Source organism: Citrobacter sp. Igbk 16 (assembly GCF_028069755.1).
Classification (GTDB): Bacteria; Pseudomonadota; Gammaproteobacteria; order Enterobacterales; family Enterobacteriaceae; genus Citrobacter.
Genome location: NZ_JANEWJ010000007.1, coordinates 128,349 through 151,701, shown reverse-complemented (window position 1 = coordinate 151,701; position 23,353 = coordinate 128,349). Strand labels below are relative to the sequence as shown.

The 23,353-nt window shown below is 51.9% G+C and carries 20 protein-coding genes and 1 tRNA gene; 10 read left to right on the top strand and 11 right to left on the bottom strand.

Going from position 1 to position 23,353, the window contains the following annotated elements; translation table 11 throughout:
• Positions 1-236 (bottom strand): transposase (locus tag NNO03_RS07475; RefSeq protein WP_271449195.1); only part of this gene is annotated, 236 nt, incomplete at its 3' end.
• Between the two features lie 48 nt (positions 237-284).
• Between NNO03_RS07475 and NNO03_RS07470 the strand changes: the two genes are divergently transcribed.
• Positions 285-779: a DNA-binding domain-containing protein gene (locus tag NNO03_RS07470; RefSeq protein ID WP_271449194.1), complete on the top strand. Its 495-nt coding sequence runs from the start codon at positions 285-287 to the stop codon at positions 777-779.
• Between the two features lie 49 nt (positions 780-828).
• Here NNO03_RS07470 and NNO03_RS07465 read toward each other — a convergent pair whose 3' ends face one another.
• From NNO03_RS07465 to NNO03_RS07440, 6 genes are all read right to left on the bottom strand, one after another.
• Positions 829-2,157, bottom strand: coding sequence for a type II toxin-antitoxin system HipA family toxin (locus tag NNO03_RS07465; RefSeq protein ID WP_271449193.1), 1,329 nt, complete (start codon positions 2,155-2,157; stop codon positions 829-831).
• Between the two features lie 159 nt (positions 2,158-2,316).
• Positions 2,317-2,541 (bottom strand): hypothetical protein, encoded by a 225-nt coding sequence (locus NNO03_RS07460; protein WP_271449201.1) that lies wholly within the window; start codon positions 2,539-2,541, stop codon positions 2,317-2,319.
• A gap of 334 nt (positions 2,542-2,875) precedes the next feature.
• A complete protein-coding gene (locus NNO03_RS07455) occupies positions 2,876-4,015 on the bottom strand; it encodes a DNA sulfur modification protein DndB (protein ID WP_271449192.1) in 1,140 nt (379 codons plus the stop codon).
• Positions 4,012-4,557: a hypothetical protein gene (locus NNO03_RS07450; RefSeq protein WP_271449191.1), complete on the bottom strand. Its 546-nt coding sequence runs from the start codon at positions 4,555-4,557 to the stop codon at positions 4,012-4,014. Before NNO03_RS07450 ends, NNO03_RS07455 begins: the two co-directional genes overlap by 4 nt.
• Before the next feature lie 921 nt (positions 4,558-5,478).
• Positions 5,479-7,155 (bottom strand): integrase arm-type DNA-binding domain-containing protein, encoded by a 1,677-nt coding sequence (locus NNO03_RS07445; protein ID WP_271449190.1) that lies wholly within the window; start codon positions 7,153-7,155, stop codon positions 5,479-5,481.
• 222 nt (positions 7,156-7,377) lie between these two features.
• Positions 7,378-7,462: transfer RNA gene (locus NNO03_RS07440), tRNA-Leu, on the bottom strand.
• 230 nt (positions 7,463-7,692) lie between these two features.
• On the opposite strand from NNO03_RS07440, the gene NNO03_RS07435 reads away from it, so the two are divergent.
• On the top strand, positions 7,693-8,712 hold the full coding sequence (locus NNO03_RS07435) for an NAD(P)-dependent alcohol dehydrogenase (RefSeq protein WP_103768575.1): 1,020 nt from the start codon (positions 7,693-7,695) through the stop codon (positions 8,710-8,712).
• A gap of 30 nt (positions 8,713-8,742) precedes the next feature.
• Here the strand turns inward: NNO03_RS07435 and idnK are convergent, their stop codons facing one another.
• Positions 8,743-9,264, bottom strand: coding sequence for a gluconokinase (gene idnK, locus NNO03_RS07430; protein WP_271449189.1), 522 nt, complete (start codon positions 9,262-9,264; stop codon positions 8,743-8,745).
• 217 nt (positions 9,265-9,481) lie between these two features.
• Between idnK and idnD the strand changes: the two genes are divergently transcribed.
• The 5 genes from idnD (at position 9,482) to NNO03_RS07405 (ending at position 15,350) form a co-directional block, all read left to right on the top strand.
• Positions 9,482-10,525 carry an L-idonate 5-dehydrogenase gene (gene idnD, locus NNO03_RS07425; protein WP_137383920.1) on the top strand — a complete coding sequence of 348 codons (1,044 nt, stop codon included), beginning with the start codon at positions 9,482-9,484 and terminating at the stop codon, positions 10,523-10,525.
• Between the two features lie 11 nt (positions 10,526-10,536).
• The gene (gene idnO, locus NNO03_RS07420) at positions 10,537-11,301 is read left to right on the top strand and encodes a gluconate 5-dehydrogenase (RefSeq protein ID WP_048212822.1); all 765 of its coding nucleotides are present in this window, start codon (positions 10,537-10,539) and stop codon (positions 11,299-11,301) included.
• A 97-nt stretch (positions 11,302-11,398) separates the two neighbouring features.
• Positions 11,399-12,718 (top strand): gnt-II system L-idonate transporter, encoded by a 1,320-nt coding sequence (idnT, locus tag NNO03_RS07415; protein ID WP_016155581.1) that lies wholly within the window; start codon positions 11,399-11,401, stop codon positions 12,716-12,718.
• Positions 12,719-12,769: 51 nt separating this feature from the next.
• Positions 12,770-13,768 carry a LacI family DNA-binding transcriptional regulator gene (locus tag NNO03_RS07410; RefSeq protein ID WP_271449188.1) on the top strand — a complete coding sequence of 333 codons (999 nt, stop codon included), beginning with the start codon at positions 12,770-12,772 and terminating at the stop codon, positions 13,766-13,768.
• Between the two features lie 79 nt (positions 13,769-13,847).
• Positions 13,848-15,350 carry a helicase HerA-like C-terminal domain-containing protein gene (locus tag NNO03_RS07405; protein WP_271449187.1) on the top strand — a complete coding sequence of 501 codons (1,503 nt, stop codon included), beginning with the start codon at positions 13,848-13,850 and terminating at the stop codon, positions 15,348-15,350.
• A gap of 550 nt (positions 15,351-15,900) precedes the next feature.
• On the opposite strand, the gene lptG is transcribed toward NNO03_RS07405, so the two are convergent.
• The 3 genes from lptG to ytgA form a co-directional block, all read right to left on the bottom strand.
• Positions 15,901-16,983, bottom strand: coding sequence for an LPS export ABC transporter permease LptG (gene lptG, locus NNO03_RS07400; RefSeq protein WP_271449186.1), 1,083 nt, complete (start codon positions 16,981-16,983; stop codon positions 15,901-15,903).
• On the bottom strand, positions 16,983-18,083 hold the full coding sequence (gene lptF / locus NNO03_RS07395; RefSeq protein WP_271440330.1) for an LPS export ABC transporter permease LptF: 1,101 nt from the start codon (positions 18,081-18,083) through the stop codon (positions 16,983-16,985). The genes lptG and lptF overlap by 1 nt, the downstream gene beginning before the upstream one ends.
• Positions 18,084-18,146: 63 nt before the next feature.
• The gene (gene ytgA, locus NNO03_RS07390; RefSeq protein WP_211180521.1) at positions 18,147-18,197 is read right to left on the bottom strand and encodes a protein YtgA; all 51 of its coding nucleotides are present in this window, start codon (positions 18,195-18,197) and stop codon (positions 18,147-18,149) included.
• 153 nt (positions 18,198-18,350) lie between these two features.
• Here ytgA and pepA point away from each other — a divergent pair, with 153 nt between their 5' ends.
• The 3 genes from pepA to NNO03_RS07375 all read left to right on the top strand — a co-directional run bounded on the left by pepA (position 18,351) and on the right by NNO03_RS07375 (position 23,297).
• Positions 18,351-19,862 (top strand): leucyl aminopeptidase, encoded by a 1,512-nt coding sequence (gene pepA / locus NNO03_RS07385; RefSeq protein ID WP_003025870.1) that lies wholly within the window; start codon positions 18,351-18,353, stop codon positions 19,860-19,862.
• A 136-nt stretch (positions 19,863-19,998) separates the two neighbouring features.
• Positions 19,999-20,442: a DNA polymerase III subunit chi gene (holC, locus tag NNO03_RS07380; RefSeq protein ID WP_271449200.1), complete on the top strand. Its 444-nt coding sequence runs from the start codon at positions 19,999-20,001 to the stop codon at positions 20,440-20,442.
• Positions 20,442-23,297 carry a valine--tRNA ligase gene (locus NNO03_RS07375; protein WP_271449185.1) on the top strand — a complete coding sequence of 952 codons (2,856 nt, stop codon included), beginning with the start codon at positions 20,442-20,444 and terminating at the stop codon, positions 23,295-23,297. The genes holC and NNO03_RS07375 overlap by 1 nt, the downstream gene beginning before the upstream one ends.
• Positions 23,298-23,353 lie beyond the last annotated feature (56 nt).

The window sequence follows — 23,353 nt, the reverse complement described above, 5'->3', positions numbered from 1 at the left end:
GCCCGGTTCTCAAGGCTCAGGTCGGCAAACATCTGTTTGAGACGCCGATTCTCGTCCTCAAGATCCTTGATCTTTTTAATATCAGAAGCCTCCATGCCGCCGTATCTGGACTTCCAGTTGTAGTAGGTGGCTTCAGAGATACCGGCCTCCCGGCAGACATCTTTAACGGTTCGTCCGGCTTCAACCGATTTAATTACGGCAATGATCTGATGCTCAGTAAAACGGGCTTTACGCATTGCGATCTCCTTTGTTGGCAGAGTGATTATGCCGGAGGATCTCTAAATGTGAATGGCACGATTATGCGGGATACTTACAATGTGACGCCGGTAAGCGAAGCTGAACCCGTCCCTGAACTTAGCACACCGACTCAACCGCTGCCGGAGATAGCAGACGACCCGAGGCTTAGTGACAATAACAACTTTCTGCAGTGGCTGAAGAACCACACCAGCCCTTCAGGCACGGTGAATACCCGCAACGGCAAGGTACATGTGGTGGAGAACCATCTTTTCTTGATTTCGCCGGGGATCTTTAAGATATATGCAGCAGAAACGACAGGCGATAGCGGCGACGGCTGGAAACTGGCACAGCGAATGTTTCAGGAGTCAGGGCTTGCCCTGCGCTGTAATGATGACAGTTTTATCTGGACCTGCGAGGTTCGCGCTCCACAAAAGAAAAGTAGTCAGTTGAAAGGGTTTCTGATGGAGGATCCTGGGCTGGTGTTTGGGGAGAAAGTGCAGATGAATAATCCGTGGTTAAAGTTGATATCAACTCAAAATTAAGAGGAATTGTAATAATGATAAAACGCTTCTGAGTAAAAATACCGTCGCGTTACACCCTATAATTTTTAGCCAAACGCCCACACTGCCGCCGTATGCCCTGAAAAACACTTTCAGCTAGCACAAATGTAAACGAGTCTGGCAATAAACGAGATACGCGCTCAATCACTTCCGGCGCGCGGGAAATAATCTCATCTATCATTAACTCGACCTGTTGTTTAGTCAGGCCAGTTAGCTCACCGTGATGGATCCAATGTCGACGCTGAATTTTCCAGAGAGGGTAATAATTATTGCTGCCACGAATGGCCATTGCCAGTCTGCATTTTTTCCACGAAATTTGGCTATTTTTCTGTCCCATCACCGGCCAGGCCGATAACACGTCATACAAAGGAGCAAGACGATAGCGGTTTTGCGCCCCAGACGTGATACTGAAATTTTTGGCGTGGCCATCAATAGCCGCCATAACCCAGAAAAGGATCTGCGCTTTAAAAAAGCGTTCCATGTCACTCTTAGCCTGTTCCGAATGGCGAAGAATTCCCATAATATCGCTGACGCCCGGACCTCCTTCAGACTGATATTTCCTTCGTGGAGAAATCCCCAACGCCTGGCACATATCTTCCTGCGGTAAGCGAACGATCTGCCGATCGCCTGACCATGCCCGATCAAAGCGCTCAACGATTAATGCCTTCTGATCTTCGAACTGCGCAATCTGAGTTTTTGCTACGGGCATTCCATAGTGTTCAAGAATCAGAGAACACAGCCATTCGTTTTCAACTGAAGTGCTCATATCCGCCTGCATATTGCCAACCAGACCTAGCGGTAGTTTGAAGATATGCGTTGTAGCCGCATGGCCTAAAGGAAGGCACCACTTCCCTTTATGCCATAGCAATGCCGTTTTCTCCTGAGCCCCGGCAATACAGAAACGGTGCTCGTGAACATGTTCATGGCAGATCGCCAAATTCACGGTAGTGTTGCGCAATATTGTGGCAACCTCCGTTTCGGAAAGCGGGCGGCAATTTACAGACAAAGCATCTGTGGGGTCTTCTCCTGTCGGAAGCAGTTGAATAGCGCCAGCACAGTCCCTTCCCAGTTCAGCAAGCAGATCAAAAGGATCGGGGCTTCCAGCACGATAACGCATCGCTAAGCGCCTGCGAATGTTCTCGCTGTCGGGTAATAAATTATCGAAATAGTTGCGTACCACATCACCACGGCAGAGTTGATTGCCCGGCGTAAACGGTAATGACAGCGACAAGGGGATGCTCTGCTCATCAGCAACCCACTCAGGCAGGTACTGAAGCCGGTCTTCACCTCTGCTTTTCTCCCAAAATCCAACAAGTGCTCCATTCAACCAGATAGCTAAACGCTTTTTCTTGCGGTGCATAATGTCACCATTTTCTCGTCTGGTGGCCGATTGTTATTTTGGATTTATCGCTCCTGAGGTCATTCCGAGAAAAGCACCATATCGATTCTGGCTTACTAAAAACTTTAAAAGTCTCTCAGTACTGAAAGATAGCCTCTCTTGCCTTCACACTCTTACGAATCAGTGCAACGGCAGCGTGACGTAACGACAGAGAAACCGCGTCTCATGCTGATTATCCACACGCACCTGAAAAACATCGTGTGCATCCTGCACGGATGCGTCTTCACGCCACGCCAGCAGACCCTGTTGGTTCATGCGGATAATAATCTGATCGGGCGTTTCGCCCTGATTCAATGCTTCGACTACCTGTTGCAGGGGAAGCGGTAGCGTCTGAGCAGGCCACATCACTTCAACGCTCACGAGCTGGGGTGACATCGGTAGTTTCCTCCATGGCTAGAATTTCGCGGTTAATTAGCCATGAAATAGGTGCATTTCTTACTGTTTCAACTAAAATCAGATGGTCATGGAATACGCGCAGATTGATGCTGTTATATTTAAAAATGACTTCGCTTACGTTCTCTGGACACTTAGCAGACTGCATCGTTTCTGCCCGTGAGATCACCGATTCAGGATGTTGTTTGAAAACACAAAACCCCTAATCATCTGATGCCAAACTTTCAGGGTTCACTTCACTAAGGTGCTCTAATGAAAAAACCTTATATGATAAGGCCGTATGATCCTATTTGGCTACAGCTTTCATGATCGCCTTCATACTCTTAGCACTTACTTTTAATATCTTCTTTTGAGCTTTAGACCAAACCTTATTAATAAGAAGATCCCCAGAGAGGTTTAAATCCTTTTTTAAAATAGAATGTATCGCTTGTTCACTTGTGAAATGACAATTTATAACCAAGAATAAATAAACATCAGTATAAACATCCCACCCTATCGGTCTGAATAGCAAATGGCCACCCGTATCAGAATTTCTATAGTAGCCCGCCTCAACTCCATTCATAGCAACACTCAAAAGCTCTGGGCATCCTTCGAAAGTTCTTCTAAAGAAGCAAGACACAAATTCATATACCGCCTCGTTATCACGATAGCGATAACGTTCAAGATCTGACTCTTTCACCCCAAGTTTGAAAGCCACCAATTTTTGAACGTTGTCATAAATATTAACAATAGAAGTAATACTGGTCTTATCTCTAACAGGCCCTGTATTAAAAGAAATAATATCTTCGTTGAAATATTCAAAGTCGCTAGACTCTATTAACTTTCTCGTAATACAAGCAGAAATATCATCCTCATCCAGGGCAATTATTGTATCTTTACTTACAAGTTTTGCTTTCTTATTTAGAGTGGTAAATAGACGCCGCGACTTCACAATCCCAGCAGGTGTGTTTTTATGAGCTACAATTATTACGTTAATTAACTCATCGCCAATTTCATCACTTTTTTCTATAGCAGCTTTAATACCCGCAAGGCGATGTTGGCCATCTAAAGCAAATAGTTTTTCCTCACCGTTAATAGAAAGGAAACCAAGGCAATTTTGTGCATACTCTGGGAAATTTAGCAACGCAGCCTCTTCAGTATTTGGTGTAAATCCTCCAACTTCATGCCAATTAGGATCTCCGTCGTAAACCGCAACCACCAACGAATTGAAAAATCTGTCATCATCCTGAAGTAAATATTCTGCTATTTCAGCGGGGCGACCCTTTCCTAATTCTCGTTGTATGTTATCGGATAGTTTTTCTATCCTATGCAACTCATGAGCAAAACCTATTAATTTTGCTGCATCTTTAAGGCGCATCATACAAGTATAGGTTGTCCAGCTACCAAGATAGCCTCTAAGGCATGGAAGAACTAATCTCTTTTTCATGCTAACCTCACACCTCTTAAATAGCTTCGCATATCCGCTGTAAAATCTCGTTGGCAACATGGTGGCGCGAATATATTAGCTAATGTAGATTCAACAGCACCTGTAGATTGCCCTGCTGGGACAGTCGCATAATAATAATAAAGATGTTCAGAGAATAACTCGACTAATTTCTGAATACGAGGTCTGCTACGATAACCCGACGGACGAACATAATCCATAAATCTATTCGATATAGTATTAGCTGATCCAATATCTCCAGCTTTGCCTACGTACATTACATATGAATTGACAGGAAGGTTGTTGTCCTGAAAACTCACCATGAACATATATACCCCTTGCGAATCGGGGAAATCATGGGCCTCATGCTCACTATATTTAACTTTTGTCCACACCAATGGTGGCAACTCATTTGCATAGGCAAAAAAAGGCGGACAAAGTACGAAAGGGAAATTTTCCTTGAAAAAAGCTATGTAGGCCTCTCGGTGATAATTGAGAGGCATGACAGCCATAGCGTTATCAATTTCATCATTGAGATTGATCATTTTATGTCCACATTGAAAGATGAAAGCATCAAAAAATTCTCAAATAAACAATAAGAAGTCAATATACAATTCATGATTTAGTCGTCCATGTCACTAAATTTTTGTGATTATATTTAATTTGTAGGGCATACTTACTAATTTAAAGATCATTATGATTAACTATTTGGATTCGTAAGCATTTATTGATCCATCAAGCTACTAGCCACTTCATCTGTCGCTGTACTAAGGCCTAGCGACAACCGAGCCTAGGGTCATACTTTGCTATATGATGCAGTTAATAACCCCCACACATATAACCATTTCTGTAACCGCCGTGCTAGCTGAAGAGCACATGGCAGTAATATGCTCGTTAAGAGCATTAATACAGTCTTACAACAAATGCTATAACAATGGCTCTCTAAAATGTCAATTAGTACAGCCACTCACCCTACTGCATTGCACATATACCAGCAGCGAAGTTTCTGCAATCATCAGGAACCGTCATAAGAGTCCCAAGAGCTACCATGACGAGCTTTACTATATTTCCACGGAAGGTAACAGCTTCCCTATAAATACCTAATTTTTTCAATCCGGTACGCTGTACTATGAGCATACATAGGAATAGGCCTATATTATATATAGAATCATGGAAAAATCATTTACATTATATTAATTGAGCTATAAATAGCGCCGTTAGGAGATATTATAAGTAAAAATAAAAAACATATGGGTCTTATACTGGTCTTCACGTACTGACATTTTTCACTCATTTGTTGCCTCTACGACAATTGAAACATGAAAAACCTCTGCGAAAGTCAAAGCTTCGCTTGAAGCCTCGCGCAAAAAATTCGCCCATCTACGTCTCGCGATTTAATTATTTTTTAATATCTTATTGGCTCAGAGTTTCATCGACTCTTAGATGCCTGCATTTTATGTATTTTCCTATCCCCCCGACTCCACCTCATCCTGCGCCGCCATCAGAACCAACTCTGACTTCGAAATCAGCAAATCTTTCGGCTTCCCACCTCTCAACCTGCGGTTTGCCGAACCGAACCAGATAGCCAGTCCCCACGGCGTTTTGCGTTCCTTAAACAGCGAGAGTATCAACCTCACAACCTTGAGAGGCCGCATTTTCTCATCCAGAACATAGTCAGGATATAAATCCTCACCATCGACCTTCAGCGAGAATATCTTCCCGGCGGCTTTCCAGCCTTTCGGGCCTGCCTCAAGATCGGTAGAACGGAAACCCGCTTTCGCCGATAACTCAGACGCCGTCAGCCAAACCGCGTCTTCCAGTATCTGGGATTTCAACGTTTCCAGTTGTCGATCATTGCGCTCCTGAAAGCTGATATGATCGAGCGTGTCTCCTGGTGGTTTTTTGAAACCATACGGCACCACATACCTGAACCGGTTAGCATCCAAGTAATCCGCCCACCACTGCATCATCTCCCGGCGTTCTTCCAGATGCTGCGCCTTATGGATATACGCCGCTCGCACGCGCTTGCGCTCCTGATGGCTCATCTGGCGCTCTACCGCGTCGCTTGACCACAGGCCCGACTCCACAAGCGAGCTACAGGCCATAGTACGGAAACCATGACCGCAGACGTCTTTCTGGGTGTCGTAGCCCATCACCCTCAGAGCTTTGTTGATGGTGTTTTCACTCATCGGTTTGCGGTAGTTATGATCGCCGGGAAAAACCAACTCCGTCCCTGGGCGGCAATACTGCTTCATCTCTTTCAGCAACTCTATTGCCTGTCGCGACAGTGGCACCAAATGCGGGGAATGCATCTTTGCCCCACGCTCAGAGTATTTCACACCCGGAATTGGCTTACGCTCAGCAGGAATGGTCCACATAGCGTTATCCAGATCAATCTCTTCCCAGAGCGCAAATCGCAGTTCGCTGGAGCGGATAAACAGCAGCAATGCCAGTTTTACCGCCAGTTGCGTTAGTTTACGTCCCTTGTAGTCTTCGATTCTCTCCAGAAAATCAGGAATAAGATTAAGATCCAGCGCAGGATGGTGGCGTACTTTGGGCGTGGAGACCGCGCCGGTTAAATCTGATGCAGGGTTATGATCGATAATGCCGTTCTGGACGGCGTAGCGCATCACGCAGGCGGTACGCTGCTGAAGCCGGGAAGCGACATCCAGTTTACCCGCTTTCTCCACCTCCTTGATGGGTACCAGCAGGTCTTTGACCTTCAGTTTGGTGATGTCGCAACTGCCGTTCGTGGGAAAGACGTAAAGCTCGAAATAACGCATAACCCGCTTCATGTGTTCAGCCGTCCAGTTCACGTTACTGGCCACCCATTCGCGCGCTACGGATTCAAACGTATGTTCTGGCTTTATCGCAAGCCGTACTGCCTTACGGTGTGCACTCGGATCGATGCCGGAAATCAGCAATAATTGGGCGTCTTCACGCATGCGTCTTGCCTGCGCAAGTGTCAAAAGTGGATAAGGACCTAAAGCGAGCTTTTTCTCTTTGTTTACAAAGCGGTACTTGATATACCAGCGTTTTGAACCGTTAGGGTTAACCAGCAGGTAAAGTCCATGCGAGTCACTGAGCTTATACGGCTTGCCACAAGGCTTGGCGTGGACTATAGCGCGATCTGTTAGTGCCATTTGGGGGCCTCACTTTTATCGAACTACGTCTAAGCCCCCAATTTGGCCCCCAAATCGCGTGGATGTCAATGGATAAAAAACGACCAACACGGAAAGACAACAAAATAAATATGGTTATCATCTAAAAATAAATTATCTTTTAATTACAGACGGATATGGACGAATTTGGACGGAAATGGACACAAAAAAAGCTACCCTTAGGTAGCTAATTATTGCATCACTTGGTGCCGAAGGCCGGACTCGAACCGGCACGTATTTCTACGGTTGATTTTGAATCAACTGCGTCTACCGATTTCGCCACTCCGGCACGGAAGGGATGCGGAAAACGTTGTGGATTATACCTGTCATGCGCCACCATGCAAGCACCAGCGTGTGTCTGGCTCGCTAAGTGTTGAAAATTTCAGCATTACCTTTCGTAGCTGCAATCAGCATCACGGTTTAACCCGCGCAATAACCGCCTTAATCCCCCCTTCTGCGAAGCGTCCCGTTTCCCCATGCTCTACACTTCCAGTTCAACACCACACTGAGGGAAACACGATGTCGATGATAAAAAGCTACGCCGCAAAAGCGGCGGGCAGCGAACTCGAACTCTATGAATACGATGCGGGCGAGCTTAAACCGGAAGATGTCGAAGTGCAGGTCGATTACTGCGGTATCTGCCATTCCGATTTGTCGATGATCGACAACGAATGGGGATTCTCTCAGTATCCGCTGGTTGCCGGGCATGAGGTGATTGGTCGAGTGGCAGCGCTCGGCAGTGCGGCGCAGGATAAGGGGCTGAAAGTGGGCCAGCGCGTTGGGATTGGCTGGACGGCGCGTAGCTGCGGGCATTGCGACGCCTGTATCAGCGGCAATCAAATTAACTGCCTGGAAGGGTCCGTTCCCACGATCCTCAATCGCGGCGGCTTTGCCGAGAAGCTACGGGCCGACTGGCAGTGGGTGATCCCGTTGCCGGAGAGTATCGATCTGGCGGCAGCTGGCCCCTTGCTGTGCGGCGGCATCACGGTGTTCAAACCGCTGCTGATGCACCATATCACCGCCACCAGCCGCGTTGGAGTGATCGGCATCGGCGGCCTGGGGCATATCGCCATTAAGCTGTTACACGCGATGGGTTGCGAAGTGACCGCGTTCAGCTCCAACCCGGCAAAAGAGCAGGAAGTGCTGGCGATGGGAGCGGATAAGGTGGTCAACAGCCGCGATCCGGATGCGCTGAAAGCGCTGGCGGGGCAGTTCGATCTCATTATTAATACGGTTAATGTCGATCTTGACTGGCAACCCTATTTTGAAGCGCTGGCCTACGGCGGTAACTTCCATACCGTCGGCGCGGTGATGAAACCACTGCCGGTGCCGGCATTCACCTTAATTGCCGGCGATCGCAGCATCTCCGGTTCGGCGACCGGTACGCCGTTCGAACTGCGCAAGCTGATGAAGTTTGCCGGGCGCAGCAAGGTGTCGCCTACCACCGAGCTGTACCCGATGTCGCAAATTAACGACGCTATCCAGCACGTGCGTGACGGCAAGGCCCGCTACCGCGTGGTGCTGAAAGCCGACTTCTGATGCCAGGCTCAGTCCCGCAAGGGGCTGAGCCTATTGCCCGTTACGAAACGCGAGCACCGCCTGGCGGCACTGTTCCGTCACATGCTCGATGTCGTGGTTCACATCGATGCGGGCAATATCGCGTTCATCCTCCTGCGGACACTCCAGCGCGTCAAATTGACTTTTTAACAAGCCCACCGGCATAAAATGCCCTGCCCGACGCTGCATACGCGCCAGAATGGTCTCGTAGTCGCCGTCCAGCCACAGAAAATGCACATTCAGACTGCCCTGACGCAATATATCGCGGTACTGTTTTTTTAATGACGAGCAGACAATAAACCCGGTCTCATTCTTTTTATATAAACTGTATGAGGCGTCATTTAATCGTGCTAACCACGGCAGTCGATCTTCATCAGTTAATGGAATGCCTTCAGACATTTTATCAATATTTTTAGCGGGATGGAGATCGTCACCATCAATGAATTTTGCCGATAATACTGCGGCAATTTTACTGCCAATTAAAGATTTACCGCTACCTGAAACACCCATCAAAATATAACTTTCCCCGGCCATCGAAAAAACTCCAGATTCATATTCCATGGCGCGATACTACGCTTTCCACATTGGGGATTTCACGCTTTTTCAGCGCTGCTGATGAGAATTACAAGGCGCATCACGTTATGCGTAACATTGTAGTGTAACAATTTTCCAGCGTGATCTACATCACAAATAATAACACTCAAAACCGTTTAAATGCTGCCGAGGTTACTACCTGACCAGTGAGGCATTTATGCAAGTCAAAACCCAATCCTGCGTTGTCGCGGGTAAGAAAACTGTTGCCATAACCGACCAAAATATTGAATGGAATAATAAAGGAACACTGGTACAAATTACCCGCGGGGGAATTTGCGGTTCCGATTTACATTATTATCAGGAAGGAAAAGTCGGTAATTTTACCGTTAAAGCACCGATGATTTTAGGCCATGAAGTTATTGGTAAAGTGGTGCACAGCGATTCAAAAGAATTACATGAAGGTCAGTCGGTGGCGATTAATCCGTCGAAACCGTGTGGCCACTGTAAATACTGTTTGCAGCACGAAGAAAACCAGTGCACGGAAATGCGTTTTTTTGGCAGCGCCATGTATTTTCCCCATGTCGACGGCGGCTTTACCCGGTTTAAAACCGTCGATACCGCGCAGTGTATCCCGTACCCGCAAGAGGCCGATGAAAAAGTGATGGCTTTTGCCGAACCGCTGGCGGTCGCGATCCACGCCGCGCATGAAGCGGGCGACCTGCAGGGCAAGCGCGTGTTTATCTCCGGCGTTGGGCCTATCGGCTGCCTGATTGTCAGCGCGGTGAAAACGCTCGGTGCGGCAGAGATTGTCTGTGCTGATATCAGCCCGCGTTCGCTGTCGCTTGCCCAGCAGATGGGTGCCGATACGCTGATTAACCCGCAGCAGGACTCACTCGATGAGTGGAAAAAAGAAAAAGGCTACTTCGACGTCAGCTTCGAAGTCTCCGGTCATCCGTCCTCAATTACCACCTGCCTGGAAGTCACCCGCGCGAAAGGCGTGATGGTGCAGGTCGGCATGGGCGGCGCGGTACCGGACTTCCCGATGATGATGCTGATCGGCAAAGAGATCGCGCTCAAAGGCTCATTCCGCTTTACCACCGAGTTCAACACCGCAGTGTCGTGGCTGGCGAATAACGTTATCGATCCGCTGCCGTTACTCAGCGCCGAATACCCGTTTACCGAGCTTGAACAGGCGCTGATCTTCGCCGGGGATAAAACCCAGGCGGCGAAAGTCCAGCTCGTTTTTGCAGAAACAAAATAAGGAATAACATGATGAACGATCTTTTTTCACTGGACGGCAAAAACATTCTGATCACCGGTTCAGCTCAGGGTATTGGTTATTTACTGGCGACCGGGTTGGGTAAATATGGCGCTCAGATTATCGTCAATGATATTACGCCAGAGCGTGCTGAAGCCGCCGTCGCCAAACTGCAGCAGGAAGGGATTCGTGCCGTTGCTGCACCTTTTAATGTTACGCATAAACAAGACATTGATGCCGCCATTGACCATATCGAAAAAGACATTGGCCAAATTGATGTGCTGGTGAATAACGCGGGTATTCAACGCCGCCATCCGTTTACCGAGTTCCCGGAACAGGACTGGAACGATGTAATTGCTGTTAACCAGACGGCGGTGTTCCTGGTCTCGCAGGCAGTCACGCGTCGCATGGTGGAACGTCAGGCCGGGAAGGTCATCAATATCTGCTCCATGCAGAGCGAACTGGGCCGCGATACCATCACGCCGTATGCCGCCTCAAAAGGCGCAGTGAAAATGCTCACCCGTGGGATGTGCGTAGAACTGGCACGCCACAATATCCAGGTCAACGGTATCGCGCCGGGCTACTTCAAAACCGAAATGACCAAAGCGCTGGTCGAAGATGAAGCCTTCACCTCCTGGCTGTGTAAACGTACGCCAGCCGCACGCTGGGGCGATCCGCAGGAGCTGATTGGCGCAGCGGTATTCCTCTCGTCCAAAGCATCCGATTTTGTTAACGGGCACCTGCTGTTTGTCGATGGCGGCATGCTGGTCGCCGTCTGACGTTTAGCGACACCGCGCAGCGCTCCGGCGCTGCATTTTTGGCACCCCCCCTAAATCATTCGAGTTGCAGGATGACGGGGATAAAAGAGAAAAGATTATGCCATTAATAATAATTGCGGCAGGCGTCGCGCTGCTTCTGGTCCTGATGATTGGCTTTAAAGTTAACGGCTTTATTGCCCTGGTACTGGTTGCGGCGGTCGTCGGTTTTGCCGAAGGGATGGATGCACAGGCCGTTTTACACTCGATACAAAATGGGATCGGCGGGACGCTCGGCGGGCTGGCGATGATCCTCGGGTTCGGCGCGATGCTCGGTAAGCTGATTTCCGATACCGGCGCGGCCCAGCGCATTGCCACCACGCTGATTGGCACGTTCGGTAAAAAACGCGTGCAATGGGCGCTGGTGATCACCGGTCTGGTTGTCGGTCTGGCGATGTTCTTCGAAGTCGGCTTTGTTCTGCTGCTGCCGCTGGTGTTTACGGTGGTGGCCTCTTCCGGTCTGCCGCTGCTGTATGTCGGCGTGCCGATGGTCGCCGCACTGTCCGTGACCCACTGCTTCCTGCCGCCGCATCCGGGGCCTACCGCGATTGCCACCATTTTCGAGGCCAATCTCGGTACCACCCTGCTGTACGGATTTATTATTACGATCCCGACGGTGATTGTCGCCGGGCCGCTGTTTTCTAAGCTGCTGACCCGCTTTGAGAAAGCACCGCCGGAAGGGTTATTCAACCCGCATCTGTTTACCGAGGAAGAGATGCCGTCGTTCTGGAACAGTATCTTTGCGGCGGTTATCCCGGTCATACTGATGGCGGTCGCCGCGGTGTGTGAGATTACGCTACCTAAGACTAACAGCGTGCGGGTGTTCTTTGAGTTTATCGGTAACCCTGCGGTCGCGTTGTTTATCGCTATCGTTCTCGCCATTTTTACCCTTGGACGGCGCAACGGACGGACGATCGAGCAAATTATGGATATCATTGGCGACTCTATCGGCGCGATTGCAATGATTGTGTTTATCATCGCCGGGGGCGGTGCATTTAAGCAGGTTCTGGTCGACAGCGGCGTGGGGCAATATATCTCGCACCTGATGACCGGTACGTCGCTCTCTCCACTGCTGATGTGCTGGACGGTCGCCGCGTTGCTGCGCATCGCGCTCGGTTCTGCGACTGTCGCGGCGATCACCACTGCAGGCGTGGTACTGCCGATTATTAACGTCACTCATGCTGACCCGGCGCTGATGGTGCTGGCAACCGGTGCGGGTAGCGTGATTGCCTCACACGTTAACGATCCGGGATTCTGGCTGTTTAAAGGCTATTTTAATCTCAGCGTGGGCGAAACGTTGCGTACCTGGACGGTGATGGAAACGCTGATTTCCATTATGGGTCTGTTGGGGGTTCTGGCGCTGAACGCCATCCTGCATTAATACGGTATTACCGGGGAGCATCAGTCCGCGCTCCCCGGCTCAGGAGAGAAAATGAGGAACCACAGAATTTCTTTGCAAGACATCGCCACGCTGGCGGGTGTGACCAAAATGACAGTGAGTCGCTACATCCGTTCACCGAAAAAGGTCGCAAAGGAAACCGGTGAACGCATCGCGCAAATTATGGAGGAGATTAATTACATCCCCAACCGTGCACCCGCGATGCTGTTGAATGCGCAAAGCTATACGCTCGGCGTACTGATCCCCTCGTTTCAAAACCAGCTGTTCGCTGACATTCTGGCCGGTATTGAGTCGGTCACCTCCGACCATAACTATCAGACGCTGATCGCCAACTATAACTACGACCGGGAATCCGAAGAAGAATCTGTAATCAACCTGCTGTCGTACAATATCGACGGCATTATTCTTTCCGAGAAATACCACACCCTGCGCACCGTTAAATTTCTGCGCTCTGCCAACATTCCGGTGGTCGAGCTGATGGATATCCAGGGCGATCGCCTGGACATGGAGGTAGGCTTTGATAACCGTCAGGCGGCATTTGATATGGTCAGCACCATGTTGGATAAACGCCTGCGACATAAGATCATCTACCTGGGTTCGAAAGACGATATCCGCGATGAACAACGTTATCGTGGCTACTGCGACGCCATGACCCGCCGGGGTCTGGAACCGCTGCGCGTTAACCCACGCGCCATCTCATCCATCCATCTGGGCACACAAATGATGCGTGATGCGCTCACTGCGCATCCGGATTTAGACGGCGTATTTTGCACCAACGACGACATCGCGATGGGCGCACTGCTGCTGTGTCGCGAGCGCGAGCTTGCCGTCCCGGAGCAGATCTCGATTGCCGGTTTTCACGGCCTGGAAATGGGTCGGCAGATGATCCCAAGCCTTGCCAGCGTCATTACCCCGCGTTTTGAAATCGGTCGTATGGCGGCACAGATGTTACTGAGCAAAATCAAGAACAACGACCACAACCACAATACTGTCGATTTGGGGTATCAGATTTATCACGGCAATACGCTTTAACGCCTTTTCTCACACCCGCGCATACTTTCTTTCATCGACATTGCCTATACTCCAGGCAGGATAAATGGAGGAAATCTCAATGAGCGCACCCCTGCTAATTGCCCGCACGCCGGACACCGAACTGTTTTTACTGCCAGGCATGGCCAACCGCCACGGACTGATTACCGGCGCGACCGGGACCGGTAAAACCGTCACGCTACAGAAGCTGGCCGAATCGTTGTCCGAGATTGGCGTACCGGTCTTTATGGCCGATGTGAAAGGTGACTTAACCGGCGTGGCCGAGGAAGGACAAGCGTCTGAAAAGCTACTTACCCGCCTGAAAAACATCGGCATTACCGACTGGCAGCCACATGCTAATCCGGTCACGGTGTGGGATATTTTCGGCGAAAAAGGTCACCCCGTTCGCGCCACAGTTTCTGACCTTGGGCCGCTGCTGCTGGCCCGTTTGCTGAACCTCAATGACGTACAGTCCGGCGTGCTGGATATTATCTTCCGCATTGCCGATGACCAGGGACTGTTACTGCTGGATTTCAAAGATCTGCGGGCCATCACCCAGTACATTGGCGATAACGCTAAATCCTTCCAGAACCAGTACGGCAACATCAGCAGCGCCTCGGTCGGGGCTATCCAGCGCGGGCTGCTGTCACTGGAGCAACAGGGTGCGGCGCACTTCTTTGGCGAACCGATGCTGGACATCAAAGACTGGATGCGTACCGATGCCAATGGCAAAGGGGTGATTAATATCCTCAGCGCCGAAAAGCTCTACCAGATGCCCAAACTGTATGCCGCCAGCCTGCTGTGGATGCTCTCCGAACTGTACGAACAACTGCCAGAAGCCGGCGATCTGGAAAAACCTAAACTGGTGTTCTTCTTTGACGAAGCCCATCTGTTGTTCAACGACGCCCCGCAGGTGCTGCTGGATAAAATCGAACAGGTCATCCGCCTGATCCGCTCAAAAGGGGTCGGCGTGTGGTTTGTTTCGCAAAACCCGTCGGACATTCCGGACAACGTACTCGGCCAGTTGGGCAACCGCGTGCAACACGCCCTGCGCGCGTTCACGCCGAAAGATCAGAAAGCAGTGAAAACCGCGGCGCAAACCATGCGCGCCAATCCGGCATTTGATACCGAGAAAGCCATTCAGGAATTGGGTACCGGCGAGGCGCTAATCTCGTTTCTGGACGCCAAAGGCAGCCCGTCAGTGGTTGAACGGGCGATGGTCATTGCGCCGTGCTCGCGGATGGGGCCGGTGACGGACGATGAGCGCAACGGGCTGATTAATCACTCCTCGCTGTACGGCAAATATGAGGAAGAGATCGACCGTGAATCCGCCTATGAACGTTTGCAGCAAGGCGTGCAGGCCAGCACCGGGCAGCAAAATACACCGCCCGCCAACGGTAAAGCAGTCGAGGTGGACAGCGGTATTCTCGGTGGGTTGAAGGATATTCTGTTTGGCAGCACCGGACCGCGTGGCGGCAAACGCGATGGCGTGGTACAGAGCGTGGCGAAAAGCGCGGCGCGGCAAGTCACCAATCAGATAATCCGCGGGATGTTGGGGAGTTTGATGGGCGGGAGAAAACGCTAGTCCCCGTGGTACTGTGCCGGATGGCGGCGTAAACGCCTTATCCGGCCTACAAACCCTGAGTTGTCCTGATAAGCGCAGCGCCATCAGGTACTGCGTGGTTCGTTGCCGGATGGCGGCGTAAACGCCTTATCCGGCCTACAAGCCCTGAGTTGGTCTGATAAGCGCAGCGCCATCAGGCACTGCGTGATTCGTTGCCGGATGGCGGCGCAAACGCCTTATCCGGCCTACAGGCCCTGAGTAGGTCTGATAAGTGCAGCGCCATCAGGTACTGCGTGGTTCGTTGCCGGATGGCGGCGTAAACGCCTTATCCGGCCTACGGGCCCAGGTAGGCCTGATAAGCGCAGCGCCATCAGGCACTGCGAGGTTCGTTGCCGGATGGCGGCGTAAACGCCTTATCCGGCCTACAGGCTCTGAGTAGGCCGGATAAGCGCAGCGCCATCAGGTACTGCATGGTACGTTGCCGGATGACGGCGTAAACGCCTTATCCGGCCTACAAGCCCTGAGTAGGCCTGATAAGCGCAGCGCCATCAGGCACTGCGCTTTACTGTGATTACGACCTACGCAGCATCAGCCACAAACTAATCAGCAGGAAACTGGCACTTGGCAGCAGCGCGCCGATAATCGGCGGAATACCATACACCAGCGTCAGCGGGCCAAAGATTTGGTCCAGCACATAGAACACAAAGCCAAAGCTAATCCCCGTCACCACACGCACGCCCATCGGCACGCTACGCAGCGGACCGAAGATAAACGACAGCGCCATCAGCATCATCACCGCGACAGACAGCGGCTGGAAAACTTTGCTCCACATATTGAGCTGGTAGCGCCCGGCGTCCTGGCCGCTCGACTTCAGGTACTTCACGTAGTTATGCAGACCGCTAATCGACAGTGCATCCGGGTCCAGTGCCACCACACCGAGTTTGTCCGGCGTAAGGTTGGTTTTCCACGTCCCGCTCACCGTTTGCGAACCCGTGATCTGTTTCGGATCCTGCAGGTTAGACTCATCCACCTGCGACAAACGCCAGACTTTCTGTTCCGGGTCAAATGTTGCGCTGGCAGCATAACGTACCGACTGCAGACGACGCTTATCGTTAAAGGAGTAAATGCTAATCCCGCCTAATTCGGCGTCCCCTTTCACTCGCTCGATGTAAACAAAGCTGTCGCCATCTTTCGCCCACAGCCCTTGCTGGGTAGACAGCAGCGAGCCACCGTACATCTGCTGCGCACGATAGTTACGCGCCATCTGTTCGCCCTGCGGCGCAACCCATTCACCGATGGCCATCGTCAGCAGCACCAGCGGAATCGCGGTTTTCATCACGGACAGCGCCACCTGCATACGGGTAAAACCGGACGCCTGCATCACCACCAGTTCACTACGCTGAGCCAGCATGCCCAGCCCCAGCAACGCGCCGAGCAGTGCCGCCATCGGGAAGAAGATTTGGATATCTTTCGGAGCGCTAAGCAGGGTATACAGCCCGGCGCCCATTGCATCGTAGCTCCCCTGCCCGGCTTTTTTCAGCTGGTCGACAAACTTGATGATCCCGGAGAGTGACACCAGCATGAACAACGTCATCATGATGGTGGTAAAAATGGTTTTACCGATATAGCGGTCAAGTACACCAAAGGGCTGCATTATACCGCTCCTTTACGCATAAAACGGGCACGCAAGCGGCGCATCGGCACCGTATCCCAAAGGTTAAGCACAATCGCCAGTGCCAGATAGGCAAGGTTAACCACCCACATCCAGAACACCGGGTCCAGCTTACCTTTCCCGCCGTTCGACTTCAGCGACGTCTGCACCAGGAAGAACAGTAAATAGAGCAGCATGGCTGGCAGCATGGACAGTACGCGACCCTGACGCGGGTTAACCACGCTCAGCGGGACAACCATCAGCGCCATCATAAATACGGTGAATACCAATGTGATACGCCAGTGCAGCTCCGCACGGGCCCGATCGTTGTCGGTATTCCACAGCGTGCGCATATCCATCTGGTCGGTATCGTTGGGGTCCAGCGCCACGGCCTGATGGCCAATAATTGCCTGATAGTCCTGGAAATCGGTAATGCGGAAATCGCGCAGCAGCGCGGTCCCTTCAAAACGCGTACCTTTGTTCAGCACCACGACCTGAGAACCGTCACGCAACTGAGTCAGATGTCCGGAATCAGCCACCACCACCGAAGGACGGGCGTTACCTTTCGGGCGGATTTGCGCGAGGAACACATCTTTGAAGCTGCTACCGTCAACACTTTCGATAAACAACACCGAACTGCCGTTCGTTGCCTGCTGGAATTGCCCTTGAGCAAGCGCCGCCATGCCGGGGTTCGCTTTCGCTTCCGCCAGCACTTCGTCCTGATGTCTGGAGGACCAAGGCCCTGCCCACATTACGTTGACTGCCGCAACGATACTGGTAAACAACGCCAGCACCATCGCCGCTTTTACCAGCACAGCCTTGCTCAGCCCGCAGGCGTGCATAACCGTAATTTCACTTTCGGTATACAGTTTGCCCAGCGTCATTAGCAGCCCAAGGAACAGGCTTAAGGGCAAGATAAGTTGCGCCATTTCTGGCACGCCCAGCCCCAGCAGCGAGAGCACCAGATTTGCCGGGATATCACCGTCAACCGCCGCACCCAGGATCCTGACTAACTTTTGACAAAAGAAGATCAAAAGTAGGATGAAAAGGATCGCAAGTTGGCTTTTGAGCGTTTCCCGTACCAGATATCTTATGATTATCACTTTAAATACGCCCGTAAAAACCCGTCTTTTTGCAGGAAAATAGCTTGTTTCATGGCTTAAACGTCATTTATTCTCTTGAGTCGTCGAAATCGTCGCTAAGATTATTATACTCAACGGATCCACCTCTCAGAAATTGTTCTGACGTGCCAATGCCGTAATAACGTTAAGATTAACACGAAGTCACCGCAACAGCGGGTATGAGTTACGAAAGCTTGCAATTCTATCCGTAGCCACCGCCGTTGTCTTTAAGATTCAGGAGCGTAGTGCATGGAGTTCAGTGTAAAAAGCGGTAGCCCGGAGAAACAGCGGAGTGCCTGCATCGTCGTGGGCGTCTTTGAACCACGCCGCCTCTCTCCGATTGCAGAGCAGCTCGACAAGATCAGCGACGGGTACATCAGCGCACTGCTGCGTCGTGGTGAACTGGAAGGTAAACCGGGTCAAACCCTGTTGCTGCACCATGTTCCTAACGTCCTGTCTGAGCGAATTCTCCTCATTGGTTGTGGCAAAGAGCGTGAGCTTGATGAGCGCCAGTACAAGCAGGTCATTCAGAAAACCATCAATACGCTGAATGATACCGGTTCGATGGAAGCCGTTTGCTTCCTGACCGAGCTGCACGTCAAAGGCCGCAATAACTACTGGAAAGTGCGTCAGGCTGTCGAAACAGCGCAAGAAACGCTGTACAGCTTTGATCAGTTGAAGACCAACAAAAGCGAGCCGCGTCGTCCGCTGCGTAAGATGGTGTTCAACGTACCGACCCGCCGTGAGCTGACCAGCGGTGAACGTGCTATTCAGCACGGTCTGGCCATTGCCGCCGGGATTAAAGCGGCGAAAGACCTCGGCAACATGCCGCCGAACATCTGTAATGCCGCGTACCTGGCGTCTCAGGCACGTCAGTTGGCAGACAGCTACAGCAAAAATGTTGTGACGCGCGTCATTGGCGAGCAGCAAATGAAAGAGCTGGGTATGCACTCTTATCTTGCGGTCGGCCACGGTTCGCAGAACGAGTCGCTGATGTCGGTCATCGAATACAAGGGCAATCCGTCTGAAGATGCGCGTCCGATTGTGCTGGTCGGCAAAGGGCTGACCTTTGACTCCGGCGGTATTTCCATCAAACCAGCCGAAGGCATGGATGAGATGAAATACGACATGTGCGGTGCTGCGGCAGTGTACGGTGTGATGCGCATGGTGGCGGAACTCCAACTGCCGATCAACGTCGTCGGCGTACTGGCGGGTTGTGAAAACATGCCTGGCGGTCGCGCGTATCGTCCGGGTGATGTGCTCACCACTATGTCTGGTCAGACTGTTGAAGTGCTCAATACTGATGCTGAAGGCCGTCTGGTGCTGTGCGACGTGTTAACCTACGTCGAGCGCTTTGAACCCGAAGCCGTCATTGACGTCGCCACCCTGACCGGCGCGTGCGTGATTGCCCTGGGTCATCACATCACCGGCCTGATGTCGAACCATAACCCACTGGCGCACGAGCTGATCGGCGCGTCCGAACAAGCGGGTGACCGCGCGTGGCGCCTGCCGTTGGGTGATGAGTATCAGGAACAGTTAGAGTCAAACTTTGCGGATATGGCGAATATCGGTGGACGTCCTGGCGGCGCGATTACCGCAGGCTGCTTCCTGTCACGCTTTACCCGTAAGTACAACTGGGCGCACCTGGACATCGCCGGTACCGCATGGCGTTCAGGGAAAGCCAAAGGCGCAACCGGTCGTCCGGTCGCGTTGCTGTCGCAGTTCCTGCTCAATCGCGCGGGTTTTAACGGCGAAGAGTAAGTTTGAGATTGCCCCGTAGGCCGGATAAGCGCAGCGCCATCCGGCAAAACGCCTGATGGCGGCGCTAATGCGCCTAATCAGGCCTACGGGGTGCATCATGGCAACGCATTTAAATCCACCACAAGAAACCCCATATATGAAGAATGCGACGTTCTATCTTCTGGATAATGACACTACCGTTGATGGCTTAAGCGCCGTCGAGCAACTGGTGTGTGAAATTGCCGCAGAACGTTGGCGTGCTGGCAAGCGCGTATTGATCGCCTGCGAAGATGAAAAACAGGCCATACGCCTGGATGAAGCATTGTGGGCAAGACCGGCAGAGAGTTTTGTGCCGCATAATCTGGCGGGTGAAGGCCCCAGAGGCGGCGCGCCGGTAGAGATAGCCTGGCCGGAGAAACGCAACAGCAGCCCGCGCGACCTGCTAATCAGTTTGCGCGTTGGCTTTGCAGATTTTGCCACCGCTTTCACAGAAGTGATAGACTTCGTCCCTTACGAAGATTCTTTGAAACAATCGGCACGCGATCGCTACAAAGCTTACCGCGTGGCTGGTTTTAACCTGAATACGGCAACCTGGAAATAATGGAAAAGACATACAACCCACAAGATATCGAACAGCCGCTTTACGAGCACTGGGAAAAGCAGGGCTATTTCAAACCTAACGGCGATGAAAGCAAAGAGTCCTTCTGCATCATGATCCCGCCGCCGAACGTCACCGGCAGTTTGCATATGGGTCATGCTTTCCAGCAAACCATCATGGACACCATGATCCGCTACCAGCGCATGCAGGGTAAAAATACTCTGTGGCAGGCGGGTACCGACCACGCGGGTATCGCTACCCAAATGGTGGTTGAGCGTAAGATTGCCGCTGAAGAAGGTAAAACTCGTCACGATTACGGTCGCGAAGCGTTTATCGATAAAATTTGGCAGTGGAAAGCGGAATCCGGCGGCACCATTACCCGTCAGATGCGCCGCCTGGGCAACTCTGTTGACTGGGAGCGCGAGCGCTTCACTATGGACGAAGGTCTTTCCAATGCCGTGAAAGAAGTTTTCGTTCGCCTGTACAAAGAAGACCTGATTTACCGTGGCAAGCGCCTGGTGAACTGGGACCCGAAACTGCGCACCGCCATCTCTGACCTGGAAGTGGAAAACCGCGAGTCTAAAGGCTCGATGTGGCACATCCGCTATCCGCTGGCCGATGGCGCGAAAACCGCAGACGGTAAAGATTACCTGGTTGTTGCCACTACTCGTCCAGAAACCGTACTGGGCGATACCGGCGTTGCCGTAAACCCGGAAGATCCGCGTTATAAAGACCTTATCGGCAAATTCGTCATTCTGCCGCTGGTTAACCGCCGCATTCCAATCGTCGGTGACGAACATGCGGATATGGAAAAAGGCACCGGCTGCGTGAAGATCACCCCGGCACACGACTTTAACGACTATGAAGTCGGTAAACGTCACGGCCTGCCGATGATCAACATTTTGACCTTTGACGGTGATATCCGCGAAACCGCGGAAGTGTACGACACCAAAGGTGAAGAATCCGACGTCTACTCGAACGAGATCCCGGCTGAATTCCAGAAACTGGAACGCTTTGCCGCGCGTAAAGCCGTGGTTGCGGCCGTTGACGCTCTGGGTCTGCTGGAAGAAATCAAACCCCACGATCTGACCGTGCCGTACGGTGACCGTGGCGGCGTGGTTATCGAACCGATGCTGACTGACCAGTGGTACGTCCGCGCAGATGTGCTGGCGAAACCGGCAGTTGAAGCGGTTGAGAACGGCGACATCCAGTTCGTACCTAAGCAGTATGAAAACATGTACTTCTCCTGGATGCGTGATATTCAGGACTGGTGTATCTCCCGTCAGCTGTGGTGGGGCCACCGTATCCCGGCATGGTATGACAACGACGGCAACGTCTACGTTGGCCGTACCGAAGCTGAGGTGCGTCAGGAAAACAACCTCGGTGCCGACGTTGCACTGCGTCAGGACGAAGACGTTCTGGATACCTGGTTCTCCTCCGCGCTGTGGACCTTCTCTACCCTCGGCTGGCCGGAAAACACCGATGCGCTGCGTCAGTTCCACCCAACCAGCGTGATGGTCTCCGGTTTTGACATCATCTTCTTCTGGATTGCCCGCATGATCATGATGACCATGCACTTCATCAAAGATGAAAACGGCAAGCCGCAGGTTCCGTTTAAGACCGTCTACATGACAGGTCTGATTCGTGACGACGAAGGCCAGAAGATGTCCAAATCTAAGGGTAACGTCATCGACCCGCTGGATATGGTTGATGGTATTTCTCTGGCAGAACTACTTGAAAAACGTACCGGCAACATGATGCAGCCGCAGCTGGCCGAGAAGATTGCCAAGCGCACCGAGAAGCAGTTCCCGGACGGCATTGAGCCGCACGGTACCGACGCCCTGCGTTTCACCCTGGCAGCGCTGGCCTCTACCGGCCGCGACATCAACTGGGATATGAAACGTCTGGAAGGTTACCGTAACTTCTGTAACAAGCTGTGGAACGCCAGCCGCTTCGTGCTGATGAACACCGAAGACCAGGATTGCGGCTTCAATGGCGGCGAAATGACGCTGTCTCTGGCGGATCGTTGGATCCTGGCTGAATTCAACCAGACCATCAAAGCGTACCGTGAAGCGCTGGATAACTTCCGCTTCGATATCGCTGCGGGCATTCTGTACGAATTCACCTGGAACCAGTTCTGTGACTGGTATCTGGAGCTGACCAAGCCGGTTATGAACGGCGGTTCTGAGTCTGAACTGCGCGGCACCCGCAATACGCTGGTTACCGTGCTGGAAGGTCTGCTGCGTCTGGCGCACCCGATCATTCCGTTCATCACCGAAACCATCTGGCAGCGCGTGAAAGTGATTTGCGGCAACACCGCAGATACCATCATGCTGCAGCCGTTCCCGGAATATAACGCGGCGCAGGTTGACGAAGCGGCACTGGCTGACACTGAATGGTTGAAGCAGGCGATCGTTGCCGTACGTAACATCCGCGCGGAAATGAACATCGCCCCAGGCAAACCGCTGGAACTGCTGCTGCGTGGTTGCAGTACTGACGCGATACGTCGTGTGAACGACAACCGTAGCTTCCTGCTGAACCTGGCACGACTGGAAAGCATCACCGTGCTGCCAGCCGATGACAAAGGTCCGGTTTCCGTGACTAAAATCATCGACGGTGCCGAACTGCTGATCCCGATGGCTGGCCTCATCAACAAAGAAGATGAGCTGGCGCGTCTGGCAAAAGAAGTGGCGAAAATCGAAGGCGAGATTGCCCGTATCGAAGGCAAGCTCTCCAACGAAGGTTTCGTTGCTCGCGCACCGGAAGCCGTGATCGCCAAAGAGCGTGAGAAGCTGGAAGGTTACGCAGAAGCCAAAGCGAAGCTGATTGAGCAGCAGGCGGTCATCGCCGCGCTGTAAAAATCGTGCCTGTACGTTTGCCGGATGGCGCTACGCTTATCCGGCCTACAGGTACC